Origin of the sequence: Marinomonas spartinae (genome assembly GCF_016461715.1) — a bacterium.
GTDB classification, from domain to species: Bacteria; Pseudomonadota; Gammaproteobacteria; order Pseudomonadales; family Marinomonadaceae; genus Marinomonas; species Marinomonas spartinae_A.
The window spans coordinates 12,106-25,174 of record NZ_JAEMUI010000016.1; the positions used below are offsets into that span (position 1 = coordinate 12,106).

Sequence of the window (13,069 nt, forward strand, 5' to 3'; positions counted from 1 at the left end):
AAGACAAATTGTCTATAGGAGACAGTGAGTGGGTCAATTCACTCCTTATTTAGAAGGGCTTAAACGCAGCATTGTTACCTACACACGCCTGCCACTTAAGGTGGATTGGGATGATAAAGAGCACACTCCAGCGGTGTGCTTTTTACCGTGGGTTGGGGTATTGGTAGCGGTATTAAGTGCTTGGCCTTTGTTGTTTGATGGGTTAAGTGCCTCATTACAGGCCTTGTTCATGTTACTTAGCGCTGTGCTGTTGACCGGCGGGTTTCATGAAGATGGTTTGATGGATGCTTGCGATGGTCTGATTGGAGGCTGGACTCAGGAACAGCGTCTTTCCATCATGAAGGATTCACGTATTGGTAGCTATGCAGCTCTCGCCATTTGGTTTGTGATGATGCTGAAATGGCTGTTGTTAACACAAATTTTATCGACGATCACCTCTTTGCATGATGGGGCATGGTCTAGCTTATTGATTTGGATTGCTGCACATACAATGGCACGAGTAGTGCCGATTGTGCTCATGAATTCGCTGGACTATGTGTCCACTGGACAGAGTAAAGCGCAGACGATGATTGCAACGCTACAAGGGAAGGAATGGGGGATTGTATTTCTGCCTTGTATTCTGCTGGTGTTGTTTGATTTTGCTTACCTGCTGAAAGCGATTTGCATCTTAGCTCTATTTACCCTCGGTGCGCATTTTTATTTGAAAAAGAAAATTGGCGGTTTTAATGGCGATACATTGGGGGCGACGGAGCAGATAGGCGAAGTTATTCTTCTGCTATGTGTGTTAGGAGTGTTTGTGTGAAGCTGTTGTTGATTCGTCACCCTAAGCCGGATGTACCAACGGGGCTGTGTTATGGTGCGACCGATGTGCCGCTATTGGAAGGTTGGCAAGAGCAGAGTCGCATATTGCAGTCCTACCTTGATGACCGTTTAGCGCATAAGAAGGTGGCTTTTTATCACAGTCCGTTAAGTCGAGCGGCGGAGTTGAGTCAACTGTTAAGCCGAGGCACATCTTCTTGTGTGGATGCGTTGAAAGAGCTGGATTTTGGTGAATGGGAAAATCAGTCTTGGCACACGATATCACAAGAAGCAATCGATTCATGGATGGAAGACATGGTTCAATCCGCCCCCTATCAAGGGGAGTCACTTCAATCCTTAGCGAAGCGAGTCGCGGGTTGGTGGCAATCGGTTCAGGATAAAGATCTGGACGTTTGTATTGCGGTGACCCATTCAGGGGTCATTAAGGTACTTGTCAGTTTATTGTGTCAGTGGCCATTAGCTCAGTGTCACCGTATTGATGTGGGCTTTAACAGTGTGACGGAACTAACCATTCGTGGAGAGTTTATTACCCTTAACCGTTTAGGGGCAGGTGATTGGGTGCCTCATTAGTCACACCATTTGTTTGAAACGAACATTGGTCTGCGCTTGCCAGCCAGTGAATATTTTATAGAGACTAAAAAAGCAATGTTGCTATATATTTTAGGCATGGTGGGCATCGCCGCTTTTGCCATCACGGGCGTGATTTCCTCTGGGAAGCGCGATATGGATTTATTCAGTGTAGCACTGATTGGTATGGTGACATCCCTTGGTGGTGGGACAATTCGGGATGTGATCTTAGGGGTTGATGAGGTTTATTGGGTAAAAGATCCCTCCTATTTATGGGTGGCCTTTTTGTCTTCTGCCTTTGCTTTTTTTGCGGTTCGTATCATTGAAGATCGTCAACAGGTTTTCCATTATGCAGACTCTTTTGGTTTGGCTTTATTTACAGTGATTGCGACGCAGCGCGTTCTTGCTCTTGGTTTTTCTCCGATGATTGCGATTACCATGGGAGTGATTACTGGGGTGGCTGGTGGCATTATTCGTGATGTATTGAGTCATCGTCCACCTTTGATATTAGGTCGTGAGTTTTACGCCACGCCTGCTTTCTTAGGCTCGCTTTTGTTTGTTATCTTGCAGAAAAACATTCCTCATCATGAATATAACTCGATTTACGCGGCGTCTTTGATCTTTATACTGAGGCTGTTTGCTATTCACAAAGGGTTGTATTACCCAAGTTGGCTACTTTATAAAAAGAAATAATGCGAATCAAAAAGAGACCAATTATGCCAGAGCAAGAGAAACCATCAGCCCATACCGACGAGCAAGCGGCCAAAAATGAAGCGCGGTTGTTAAAAAAGAAAGAGGTGGTTGATAAGCGTATTGCAGCAGCCACACAGGAGCGTGGTGTCACGATCTTGTTAACCGGAAATGGTAAAGGCAAAAGTTCCAGTGCGTTTGGCACGATGGCTCGTGCTTTGGGGCATGGACAGCGCTGTGCCGTAATTCAATTTATTAAAGGCCGCAAAGCCACAGGTGAGCAGCTGTTTTTCGGGGCTCATCCTAGCGTCGAGTTTCATGTGATGGGCCATGGTTTTACATGGGAAACTCGTAACCCTGAGCTGGAAAAAGAAGCGGCAGAGCAAGCGTGGCAATTGGCAAAAGGCGTGTTATCGAATCCGGATATTCATTTTGTTCTATTAGATGAAATTACTTATATGTACAAATATGGTTACTTGGATGATGCTGACCTCATTGAGGCGTTGAAAAATCGTCCTCAGCATCAAAATGTGATGATGACAGGTCGTACGGCACCAAGAGCCTTGTTAGACAGTGTGGACACGCACAGTAAAATTGCCAATGAGCGTCATGCATTTGCCAATGGGGTAAAAGCGCAAGCAGGCATTGAGTGGTAGCACTTTTGTGCATGACCCCATCGCCTTGAGTCCGTGAACAAGGGCTGAGCCTTATTCACGGACTACCTTCCTATCTAAAGTATCTTACTTATCTATATCCGTTGTCTTACATGCTTTAAGCACCTGCGTGCACACATGCGTCTTAAAAAACACATCTGATTATTGGTGTGTTTGATGATTTGTTTCGCTCCTGATAGCAAAAATAAATGAGATTTATTATCAAATAGAGCTGGATTTATCTTAACTTTTAAATGATAATTATTCTCATTAAGTGTTTTGATACATTCATCTTAAGTGACAGGTGGGGAAGACGATGCGGTACTGGGAAAAACTAACAAGACAAGCGAATCAAGCCTATTCTAATCATGCTTTTTTAGAAGCGGTGGATTTTAATCAACAAGCGCTTGATCAAATATTAGAAGGTTTTGAGGAAGACTTCTGTTTGGATCCCGAATCTGCCGTGGCGGCAATGGCGGTCAGTTACTTGAGTATAGCAGAATCTTATACAGGCTTAGGAGATGTGGTTGCTGCCAATAGACAATTTGAGAAGGCCATTGACTTTTTACAAGACGTGATTGCACGTCCTGGTTTAGCTTTGGAGCAGCGTGATCTTATCTTGCAGACAATGAACCATATTCGTTTTGAATGGGAGCTGTTAACACAAAGTTGTGGAAAGGAGGTAGTGGTTAAATATCCTGTTTCGTTACGCCCACTTTCCCACGCAGCCCCTCCCGCGTTAACAACTACCTTCCATTAGGAGAATGATATGAAAAGGCGAAGTGATTTGAGTAGAGAAAAAGGCATCCTATTTCTCTTTATGCTGGGATTTAGCTCTTTGTCTTTTGCATTAGCTCATGGACAAACAGGGCAATGGGCATCGTTGCTGCATGATTTTTTAGTGTGTCTTGTCGGGGCTTTTATTGTCTCTGGTGTTGTCTATAAACAGTGTATTCGAGGCCGCAAACATCGTGAAAAAAAGCATGGGTCTCACCAACAAAAAAGGAGTCATAGAGTATGTTGCATGGGGTGATTTGTTTGTTAGATAAAGTGATTGGTTTTAAAACCGCTAAAGCACATCGTATTACGGTCTCGGACATGGCCATACAGGCGGCACAGAGACGCTATCGTATACAGAGCCAATCTTCTTTTTGTCAGGCGAAGTGACAAGGATTGTTACCGCTAAATAACACCTTTTGTCATAGAGTTGGACGATAAACATGGTGAGAGAGGAGGTTATTCATGTTTCGCTTAATGAAAATCGAGGGGCAAAGTATGGCGCCTTACTTGCACCATAATGACTTTGTTTTAACAAGTCGGTTGTTTCTCTCGTGTCGCGTAGGAGATGTTGTCGTAGTTGATCACTTTTTGTATGGCATTATCATAAAAAAAATACGTCATATTGCACCAGACGGTCAGTTATGGTTGATTGGAGAGCACCCGACTAGTTTAGAATCAGAGCGTATTGGTTGGGTTTCCCCTCGGCGTGTACTGGGCAAAGTTGTTTTTCGCATATGTGCGAATTCTATGAAATAGGCCAATGGATGACGAGGTTTCTGTTGGCATCTCGCCTGAGAGAGGTGTACAAAAAACTGTACACTTTTTAAAAATCAAGCGATTTTGTCTTGTTCCGCTCTCTTGGTCTCTTTGGTTGTATTCACTAAAATCCGCTCCTCATTTTCCCCTTTTATTATGTGACTTAAATAGAGAAAACTATGTCTCGTTCTACGGTTGCTTCTGCTTCAACTAAACGCCATACCCGCCTAGAAGACGTTCTAGCAGTTCTGATTGGCACCTTGATTATTTCGCTGGGTGTCAATTTATTTGCTCAGGCGGGTTTGCTAACAGGCAGTACAGCAGGTATTGCTTTTCTATTAAATTACACTACTTCGTTGAATTTTGGTGAGGCGTTCTTTTTGATCAATATTCCCTTTTATGTGATTGCCATTCGGCATATCGGTTGGGAATTTACGTTAAAGACCTTTGCGTCAGTTTTTTGCTTGTCTTTTTTTTCTGAAGTGACGCCTCGGCTTGTTTCTTTTTCGAGTGTTCAGCCAGTGTATGCGGCGGCGGTTGGTGGCTTTTTGATGGGCGTCGGTTTTTTGATGCTGTTTCGTCATGATGCGAGCTTGGGAGGCATTAATATATTGTCGCGCTTCTTGGCGGATAAATATGGCTGGTCTATTGGTAAGTTTCAGATGCTGGTTGACTTGACCATTTTGATGTCTTCATTGTTTATTGTTGATATGTCTCTGGTGGCCATATCGATTATTGGTGCCGTTGCTTTAAATATGATCATCGCAGTGAATCACAAACCAGGTCGCTATTTGGGGAATGTCTCTGCTTAGTCGGCTATTTGCACTGAGCGCGCTAAAGCCATTTCATTTTGTTTTTTAATAAACGAGCGCGACGATTTCCTATGTGGTCGCGCTCAGGTATTATAGAAGCATTGTGATAAAAGAAGGAAACTTGGTTTGGAGCTGCTCAAAGTTGATGATCTTAAACCTTACCTCAATGACCTAATTGAATTGCTGTGTGATGCAGTTGATTCTGGGGCTCCCATCGGTTTTTTACCTCCTATGAGTGAGTTGGAGGCCAAGTCTTATTGGTTAACCGTGAATGACGATTTAAAAGTAAATCTGAAGCAAGTTTTACTGGTTCGTGAGGATCATAAAATCGTCGGTAGCGTACAAATTGGTATGTCGCCTAAAGCCAATGCTTTACATCGCTGCGATGTTGAAAAGTTGATGGTGCATACTCAAGCTCGCGAACATGGCTTGGGAAGCATGCTGATGAAAGGGGTGGAGCGCGTTGCGGCGGCCATGCAGCGTCAATTGCTGATATTGGAAGTGCGCAGTGATGATGTGGCCCATGACATGTACATCAAACTTGGTTATGTTCCCTTTGGAGAAGTACCTGGCTACACTCGTAGTGCCAATGGTGCGTTACACAATGCCACTTTTTTTTATAAAGAAATTGAACCCACACACGAAGTATTCTCGTAAGTGTATATTCACCCATAGCCATAGGCGATCTTTTGAGACTTGATTTTTATTTATCCCATGTGACAAACCTCGCTCGTAAAGCGTCTAAAGTAGCGATCGCTAAAAGCCGTGTAACGGTCAATGGTGAGGTGATTAAAAAAGCCAACCATCCAGTAGAAGAGAAGGATGTCGTTTGTTTGGATGCACGACCTCTGGCTTGGCCTTCTGAAGGCTATTATTTAATGAACAAGCCGTCGGGCTATGTTTGTGCGACCCAAGATGCTGATCATCCCATTGTTATTGATTTATTGGGGACACATTTAGGCCAGCCCTTGAAAGTCGTAGGGCGTTTAGACAAAGATACAACTGGGTTATTGCTGTTGACGACCGATGGACAATGGTTACATCGTATAACCTCTCCCAAAAGTGTGTGTCAAAAGCGTTATCGTATGACGTTGGCTGAGCCGATTGATGATCATGCCCTTAAACAATTAGAAGAAGGCGTGATGCTCAATGGTGAACAGGTTCCAACCTTACCTGCTAAAGCGCAGCGTATTGCTGAGGCAGAGATTTTTTTGACGATTCAGGAAGGAAAATACCATCAGGTCAAGCGTATGTTAGCGGCGGTGGGAAACCGAGTTGAAACCTTACACCGTGATCAAATTGGCCCTTTGGTATTGGATGAGGGTCTGCAACCAGGTGAGTTTCGTGAGCTGACAAAAAACGAAGTGGCGTATTTTTAAACCGGTATCTGTCTACCGGTTTCATAGAGAGCGGTTGAAATAGGACTAGCGATCAATTAATAAGTGCCATGTTCCATCATTGAGTAAGAGAGAATTCAAATGAGTAAAGAGTTGACGATGGACGAACGTGTCCAATTGCTGATTGCGCCAGACAGTGAGCGTTTAGCGTATTTTGTTGAGCAAGCGAAACAAACACAAACCGTTTGGAGTCTTAGTAACGAAGAAGGATTCGTTATGGTTGAAACAGATGATGGTGATTGTGTTATGGTTTGGCCTGACGCAGAGTTTGCTAGCCAATGGGCGGTAGAAGACTGGGATGACTGTGACCCTGTTGCGGTTGAACTTTCAACCTTTACAGGCCAATGGTTACCCAGCCTAATGCAGGACAATATTACGATTGCTGTATTCCCAAATATCGAGGATGAAGGCAAACTATCGACTGCTCAAGAATTAAAAGCATTTTTGGAATAGTTTACCAGTACAAAGTAGGCTGCTAGGTTTGGTACAACTTCAGTGCTTTGCGTGTTTGTACTTGTCAGAAGGCAAAGCACAGTACAAGGTAATACTTTTTTAAAGGCAAGCGTATTTTTTAGATGATTTACTAACAAAGATGATATCTATCTAATGCGGCTAATAAAGGCTGTGGTAGGATGAGGTGTCATCTTTAAAAGGAGTACACCATGACAATGTCTACCGATACATCGAAAATATCCAATCAAATTAAAACCATTTTAGAGAATGCCACAGCGTTACAGTTGGCGACGCTATCTTTGCAGAACCGTCCTTTCTCTTCTTACGCTCCCTATGCTTTGGGTGAGAACTGCTTTTATTTATTAGTGAGTGAGCTTTCTCCTCACACTCATCATTTGCATAATAATCCGATTGGTTGTGTGATGATTGTTCAAAAAGAGTCCGAGTCGAATAATCCTTACCTACGTCCTCGTGTTCAATATGATGTAACCGCAGAGTTTATTGAGCAAGATAGTGAAGAGTGGGCAACAGGGATTCAGCTGTTAACTGAGCGCTTTGGCGAGACGGTGACGACGTTAGTTGCCCAGAAAGATTTTTACTTGGTTCGTTTAGACCCAGAGAAAGTGAACTTTATTCAACAGTTCAAAAACGACCATGTCATTGATGATAGTGTGCTTTATTAAAAGGTATGGACGATTTTCATTATTTTTATTGTGAAATTTTCGTTGCACTTTAATGCTTAGGCTAAATAGGGTGGCGAACTAAGTAACATAGGGTTTATGTAGAGAGCAGTTAACAAGGATTTATGAAAGTAATGAGTAAGCGTCAAAGTAACCGTGAAGAAATTTTTACTCGTATTTTAGACGCGGCTGAAGTGGAATTTGGCTTGAAGGGGTTTAATGGTGCCAGTTTGCAACATATTGCTGATCGTGCCGAATTACCAAAACCGAATATTGTCTATTACTTTCAGTCGAAGGAAAACTTGTACAAACAAGTGCTGAATAAAATTGTGCGCAGCTGGAATGACCTGTTTGATCGCGCTACGGTGGAGGATGATCCAGCGCAAGTGCTGGATAGTTTTATTCGTATAAAGCTAAAGCAAAGTTTTGAACAAGGCCGGTCTTCACGTATTTTTGCTATGGAAGTCATTAGTGGTGCGAATCATATTCGTGACTATTTAAAGGAAGAGTTAAGTCCTTGGTTTCACTCTCGAACGGCTGTTATTCAAGCGTGGATTGATAGTGGAAAAATGCGCTCTGTTGATCCAACCAGTTTGATATTTATGATTTGGGCAACGACTCAGCACTATGCAGATTTTGAAGCTCAAATACTGGCACTGTCTCATAAAGAGGCTCAGGATGAAGTGGATCTAAAGCGTGTGGGCGACACAGTAAGTAGCATTATTTTACAAGGTGTTGGCTTGAGTTTACCGCAATCTCAGGTGGCCTGATCGACTGCTTATCTTGGTTGTAATAATGGTATAAGGCTGATGGAGAATTCCCTTAAACAGGGGATTGTTTTTTGGCCTTTTGCTATTTATAAGGCCTTATATTTTTCAGAAGGCCTGACATTATATAGAAGTAGAAGACTCTCTATGAAACAAAATAGACGGACTGTAGAGGCATCAGATATCAAGGCTTATCATGCTCATTTGTATTATCGAGATGAGTCCGGCCTTGAATTGGCAAAGCAGGTCGCACAGCAGGTGAGCAATTTGTTTGAAGTACAGGTCGGTCGTTTTCATCGACAGCCTGTCGGCCCTCACCCGCTTTGGAGCTGTCAACTATCGTTTGCTGTCAAAACATTTACAGACCTTATTCCCTGGTTGATGCTGAATCGTCAATCCCTTGATGTGTTTGTTCATTCGGTAACAGGTGATGATTATTTTGATCATACTCAAGGTGTAATTTGGTTAGGTCATGCCCATAAGTTGGATATTTCTCAGTTCGATGCGAGTTAAGGATATTGTTCACAATAAAAAAGATGCTTATGTTTTCAGTGTTAAGCGTATTTTTTGCTTCGTATTAAAAGTTTTTTTAAGTCCCCCTAGAAAAATGATTGAACGTCCCAAACTTGATTGCTTATACGGTAGTTATTCAATCTATGTCGCGTTATCATAGTTGGACAAACTACTACAGTCTGGGTTCGTGTTGTGGCGGTGTTACGCAAAGTCTGTTTGCTTGTATCAAGCACTCGTTCCCTTATTCACTTTTAATTAGGAGAAGACAATGCAAATTTCTGAAAACGCCGTAGTAAGCATGCACTACACATTGACTGATGACCAAGGTCAGCAACTGGATTCGTCTATCGGTCAAGAACCTCTTGTCTTTCTGAGCGGTGCTCAGAACATTATTGATGGTTTAGATAAAGCGATTCAAGGCAAAGTGGCGGGTGATAAATTAAATGTAGAAGTAGCGCCTGCCGATGGCTACGGTGAAGTACATCAAGAATTGATTCAGAAAGTACCGCACGAGAATTTCCAAGGCGTTGATGACATTCAAGTTGGCATGCAATTTATGGCTCAAACACCAGGTGGTCAGCAACCTGTAACGGTCATTGGTGTGGAAGAAGATGGTGTAATGTTAGATGGCAATCATCCATTAGCGGGTAAAACATTGAACTTTGATGTTGAAATTGTCGATGTTCGTGAGGCCTTAGCTGAAGAACTAGAACATGGGCATGTTCATGGTGAAGGTGGTCATCACCACTAGAACTAGGCGTAAGCTGAATCAACATAACACGCAAAAAAGGCGGCTTCTGGTATCAGGGCCGTTTTTTTTATGTCAAAATAACACTAGCACCGTACTCAGAGGGAAATTTGCTCGGTGATGATGATGCCGGGTATAGTGGCAGGCTCTGTGTCCATCGTTCGATCCGAGAGGTATCGTGCTGGAGGCTTACCAACCGCCTTGCGGAACATGGTGACGAACCCACTGGCATTTTCGTACCCCAACTCTAATGCTACCGTTTGCACGCTTTCCCCTTTGGTCAAGCGTTGCAGTGCAAGGATCACATGCAGTTGTCGACGCCAGCGTCCGAAGCTCATACCTATTTCGTGCAGCAGGAGCCGACTCATGTTTCTCTCGCTCATGCCTAGACGGATAGCCCAATCGCCCTTTGACGTTTTGTCTGTAGGATCGGCCAATAGCATTTCTGCTAGGCGGCGCAATCGCGGGTCGCGCGGCATTGGCAGGTGAAGGTCTTCCACTGGCGCTGCCGCCAACTCATCCAGTAATGTGGCAATCAGTCGCTCTTCTCGCCCCCCCAGAGCATATAGCTCGGGAACTCCTGACACCTTCAGAAGTAGCTCACGTAACAGCGGAGATACAGAGATTGTACAACAGGTTTTTGGCAGATCGGGTGCGGCATCGGGCTCGACGAATAGGCAATAACACTCTGTTTCACCCGACCCACAGGCCGAGTGGGGTAAATTTCCCGGTATCCATATCGCGCATTGCGGTGGCACGATCCAGACACCGTCTTCGATTTCACAGTTGAGAATACCTCGAACGGAGTAAAGTAGCTGTGCCTTATGGTGCTGATGGCGCGCATGTTCCCAATCCTTAGTTACCGATGTGGCGCCTAAAGCGACAACGGGCCGAGGGACGTTATCAACGTCTCGGGTTACGTTCAGATCTGTGATGGCAATGTTCGACATAGTAAGTGCTGAACCTCGGATTGAAGGTAGAATGCTCTGGCCTAATTGAAAAATATTATGGCCAAATTATGAAATGACGTCCAGTTATTCCTAAGGTATTGTGAGATTAACCATGCTAGCTGTTTTGCTCTATCAGAGCATGGCACCTCCAAAAAAGAGGAATATTTTTCTGGCGAGGTGTGACCGCTAGCGATTTTTCTTATATTCATAAGGAGTATTGACATGTTAATTGACACTTCGCAGTTCCCTCTAGTTTGGATACAACTAAATACGCCGGGTACCGATTCCGAGGCTTCATCTTTTGCCGAGTTTGAGGTATTGCTCGCTCGCAAAGAAGTCTTTGTTTTACTCAACAGCGAGGGGCTTGATAAAGGTGATCACGAACATTCACAGGAAGAAATGAAGCAAACATCACTTTGGATGAAACGTCATAAGAGTGAATTGAGATCCTTTGTTAAAGCTGCCATCTACATCGAGCCAAATACAGCCAAAAGGCTGGCAACTAAAGCGTTCGCTATTATTTATGAGAAATTCTGGGGCTATCCTATGTTCATGGTTGCCAACAAGGACGAGGCGCTGGATTTGGCGCACACATTGTTGCTAAGCGAACAAACAGAAGCATGGACACCTTTTTAGGTCGAGCTAATTAGAAAAGCATTCGATAGCCAAAATAGGCTCTAACCTGTTGCCCTGTGAAAGCTTCTCATTGCTGCCAGTCGTATAAAAGAATCTTTTTATTGCCATTTAAAAAGAAGCATTCTAAGGTCAGTCTTAAGGCAGAATAGGGTAAGGCAGTTGTATGAAGCTCGTGTTAGAGCCCATAGTAGAAAGCGAATTTGAGGATTTGTTTGTTCGTATTAAGGAAGGTATCTTTCCATATGTTGATGCGGTATTTGGCTGGGAGGATACATTTCAGCGTCAGCGCTTAGAAAATGAGTATTCCCTAGATTGGTTCTATTGGGTAAAAGTAGAAAAAGATCGTGTTGGTGTACTGTGTTACAAGCATCATAATGCTTCCTGTCATGTGCATTGGCTAATTGTATTCCCTGAGTGGCGGCAACGAAATATTGGCACCTCTATCATGGCTTTTGTTCAAAAAAAGGCTAGGGAAAATGGTTGTACTGCCGTGACCTTATCCTCTTTTAAATGTAACGCAAACGCGATTCAATTTTATCAAGGCCTTGGCTATGTGATAATAGAGGAAGAAGAGGATTTTGTTTCTATGCTTTTGTCGCTCTCAGCGTCATAATGTGTGATCTTCCTTCAAAATGACTAATTTATCCATAAAGAGGACTAAGGAGTATTTATGAGGTTAGTTGTTCCTTCATTAGAGCTGGAGGATGCCTTTTTTGCGTTTTGTAATGATTATGAACAATATGATGTTGAAAATGGTCAGTATTATTTTGAAGGTCGAGTGAGTTTTTCTGATTATATTCAGCGTCTTTGCGATAATGTTAAAGGAATTAACTTAAAAGATGGTTATGTGCCATGCAGCTGTTTTTGGTTTATGAAAAATGATAACACCATTATTGGCGCAATTCGTATCCGCCACAATATAGCGAGTGAATTCTTAGAGGTAGAGGGTGGTCATATTGGTTATGACATTGCGCCTTCATATCGCGGTCAAGGGTATGGAAAAACCATGTTGTGTTTAGCCTTACCAAAGGCGAAAGCATTAGGGATTAAACGTGCTCTGATTACAGCAGATGAAGACAATTGGCCATCCCGAAAAGTGATTGAAGCGAATGGTGGCGAGTTAGAAAATATTAGGCTAGGAAAGGTTTTTCCGAAACCTGTTGCTCGGTATTGGATAACGCTGTGAGTCGATGATGATCCATTCCTCTTTTATTGAGCTAAAAACAGCGATTCTTGGTTGTCAGCATTGCGCAGCTTGCCTTCCTTTGCCACCAAAGCCCATTCTACAAATCCATCCTGATGCAAAAATTTTGATTGCTGGGCAAGCTCCTGGGCAAAAAGCTCATGAAGCAGGACGACCCTTTGATGATCCAAGTGGTGATCGACTACGTCAATGGCTGGGAGTATCAAAAGACGTTTTTTATGATGCTAAGCAGATAGCACTGGTTCCCATGGGGTTTTGCTTTCCTGGGACGGGGAAATCTGGGGATTTGCCTCCAAGGAAAGAGTGTGCGGATTTATGGCGGGCACCACTACTGGCTGAACTTAAAAGCATTGAATTAGTTATCGTGCTGGGTTCTTATGCCCAAGCCTATCATCTAGGTGTGAAAGGGAAAGCATCGGTGACAGAACAAGTAAAACATTGGAAAGAATATTTAGCTCAAGGCAAGCTGCCTTTACCTCACCCAAGCCCTCGTAATAACCGTTGGCTAAAGCAAAACCCTTGGTTTGAAGAAGAGGTTTTGCCAGCGCTAAAAATGAGCGTTACTCGTATTATCTAAAAGCACACTCGTAATAAAACAGGGCGACATTATGTTGGCTTGTTTACGGTTATGATCCGCAATATCG

21 protein-coding genes are annotated in these 13,069 nt (G+C 43.4%); 20 read left to right on the plus strand and 1 reads right to left on the minus strand.

The annotated features are described in order from the left end of the window. Positions 1-28 precede the first annotated feature (28 nt). From JHD45_RS14795 to JHD45_RS14870, 16 genes are all read left to right on the plus strand, one after another. Positions 29-802, plus strand: coding sequence for an adenosylcobinamide-GDP ribazoletransferase (locus tag JHD45_RS14795; protein ID WP_199477286.1), 774 nt, complete (start codon positions 29-31; stop codon positions 800-802). Continuing rightward, positions 799-1,389: a histidine phosphatase family protein gene (locus tag JHD45_RS14800; RefSeq protein WP_199477287.1), complete on the plus strand. Its 591-nt coding sequence runs from the start codon at positions 799-801 to the stop codon at positions 1,387-1,389. The genes JHD45_RS14795 and JHD45_RS14800 overlap by 4 nt, the downstream gene beginning before the upstream one ends. Positions 1,390-1,464: 75 nt before the next feature. Next, a complete protein-coding gene (locus JHD45_RS14805) occupies positions 1,465-2,079 on the plus strand; it encodes a trimeric intracellular cation channel family protein (RefSeq protein WP_067018753.1) in 615 nt (204 codons plus the stop codon). A 23-nt stretch (positions 2,080-2,102) separates the two neighbouring features. Continuing rightward, a complete protein-coding gene (cobO, locus tag JHD45_RS14810; protein WP_199477288.1) occupies positions 2,103-2,732 on the plus strand; it encodes a cob(I)yrinic acid a,c-diamide adenosyltransferase in 630 nt (209 codons plus the stop codon). Positions 2,733-3,045: 313 nt separating this feature from the next. Continuing rightward, entirely contained in the window at positions 3,046-3,489 is a 444-nt protein-coding gene (locus JHD45_RS14815; protein WP_199477289.1) for a tetratricopeptide repeat protein, read from the plus strand. Between the two features lie 9 nt (positions 3,490-3,498). Continuing rightward, the gene (locus tag JHD45_RS14820; RefSeq protein ID WP_199477290.1) at positions 3,499-3,762 is read left to right on the plus strand and encodes a hypothetical protein; all 264 of its coding nucleotides are present in this window, start codon (positions 3,499-3,501) and stop codon (positions 3,760-3,762) included. Further along, positions 3,747-3,896 (plus strand): hypothetical protein, encoded by a 150-nt coding sequence (locus JHD45_RS14825; protein WP_199477291.1) that lies wholly within the window; start codon positions 3,747-3,749, stop codon positions 3,894-3,896. The genes JHD45_RS14820 and JHD45_RS14825 overlap by 16 nt, the downstream gene beginning before the upstream one ends. 75 nt (positions 3,897-3,971) lie before the next feature. Further along, positions 3,972-4,265: a S24/S26 family peptidase gene (locus JHD45_RS14830; RefSeq protein ID WP_199477292.1), complete on the plus strand. Its 294-nt coding sequence runs from the start codon at positions 3,972-3,974 to the stop codon at positions 4,263-4,265. A 179-nt stretch (positions 4,266-4,444) separates the two neighbouring features. Beyond that, positions 4,445-5,077, plus strand: a complete 633-nt coding sequence (locus JHD45_RS14835) for a YitT family protein (protein ID WP_199477293.1) — start codon at positions 4,445-4,447, stop codon at positions 5,075-5,077. Between the two features lie 126 nt (positions 5,078-5,203). After that, on the plus strand, positions 5,204-5,734 hold the full coding sequence (locus JHD45_RS14840) for a GNAT family N-acetyltransferase (protein WP_199477294.1): 531 nt from the start codon (positions 5,204-5,206) through the stop codon (positions 5,732-5,734). Between the two features lie 32 nt (positions 5,735-5,766). Beyond that, positions 5,767-6,456, plus strand: coding sequence for a pseudouridine synthase (locus JHD45_RS14845; protein WP_199477295.1), 690 nt, complete (start codon positions 5,767-5,769; stop codon positions 6,454-6,456). A 99-nt stretch (positions 6,457-6,555) separates the two neighbouring features. Further along, a complete protein-coding gene (locus tag JHD45_RS14850; protein WP_199477296.1) occupies positions 6,556-6,927 on the plus strand; it encodes a DUF2750 domain-containing protein in 372 nt (123 codons plus the stop codon). Positions 6,928-7,136: 209 nt separating this feature from the next. Continuing rightward, positions 7,137-7,610: a HugZ family protein gene (locus JHD45_RS14855; protein WP_199477297.1), complete on the plus strand. Its 474-nt coding sequence runs from the start codon at positions 7,137-7,139 to the stop codon at positions 7,608-7,610. A 131-nt stretch (positions 7,611-7,741) separates the two neighbouring features. Then, positions 7,742-8,377, plus strand: coding sequence for a TetR family transcriptional regulator C-terminal domain-containing protein (locus tag JHD45_RS14860; RefSeq protein WP_199477298.1), 636 nt, complete (start codon positions 7,742-7,744; stop codon positions 8,375-8,377). A gap of 144 nt (positions 8,378-8,521) precedes the next feature. After that, complete coding sequence (locus JHD45_RS14865) at positions 8,522-8,887, plus strand: DOPA 4,5-dioxygenase family protein (RefSeq protein WP_199477299.1); 366 nt, start codon at positions 8,522-8,524, stop codon at positions 8,885-8,887. A gap of 268 nt (positions 8,888-9,155) precedes the next feature. Then, the gene (locus JHD45_RS14870; RefSeq protein WP_199477300.1) at positions 9,156-9,638 is read left to right on the plus strand and encodes an FKBP-type peptidyl-prolyl cis-trans isomerase; all 483 of its coding nucleotides are present in this window, start codon (positions 9,156-9,158) and stop codon (positions 9,636-9,638) included. A 95-nt stretch (positions 9,639-9,733) separates the two neighbouring features. Here JHD45_RS14870 and JHD45_RS14875 read toward each other — a convergent pair whose 3' ends face one another. Next, positions 9,734-10,585: an AraC family transcriptional regulator gene (locus JHD45_RS14875; RefSeq protein ID WP_199477301.1), complete on the minus strand. Its 852-nt coding sequence runs from the start codon at positions 10,583-10,585 to the stop codon at positions 9,734-9,736. A 222-nt stretch (positions 10,586-10,807) separates the two neighbouring features. On the opposite strand from JHD45_RS14875, the gene JHD45_RS14880 reads away from it, so the two are divergent. The 4 genes from JHD45_RS14880 to JHD45_RS14895 all read left to right on the plus strand — a co-directional run bounded on the left by JHD45_RS14880 (position 10,808) and on the right by JHD45_RS14895 (position 13,002). Then, a complete protein-coding gene (locus JHD45_RS14880) occupies positions 10,808-11,221 on the plus strand; it encodes a hypothetical protein (RefSeq protein WP_199477302.1) in 414 nt (137 codons plus the stop codon). Between the two features lie 163 nt (positions 11,222-11,384). Further along, entirely contained in the window at positions 11,385-11,834 is a 450-nt protein-coding gene (locus tag JHD45_RS14885; RefSeq protein WP_199477303.1) for a GNAT family N-acetyltransferase, read from the plus strand. Between the two features lie 57 nt (positions 11,835-11,891). Continuing rightward, positions 11,892-12,407 (plus strand): GNAT family N-acetyltransferase, encoded by a 516-nt coding sequence (locus JHD45_RS14890; protein WP_199477304.1) that lies wholly within the window; start codon positions 11,892-11,894, stop codon positions 12,405-12,407. Positions 12,408-12,411: 4 nt separating this feature from the next. Beyond that, a complete protein-coding gene (locus JHD45_RS14895; RefSeq protein WP_325097306.1) occupies positions 12,412-13,002 on the plus strand; it encodes a uracil-DNA glycosylase family protein in 591 nt (196 codons plus the stop codon). The last annotated feature ends 67 nt before the right edge of the window (positions 13,003-13,069 follow it).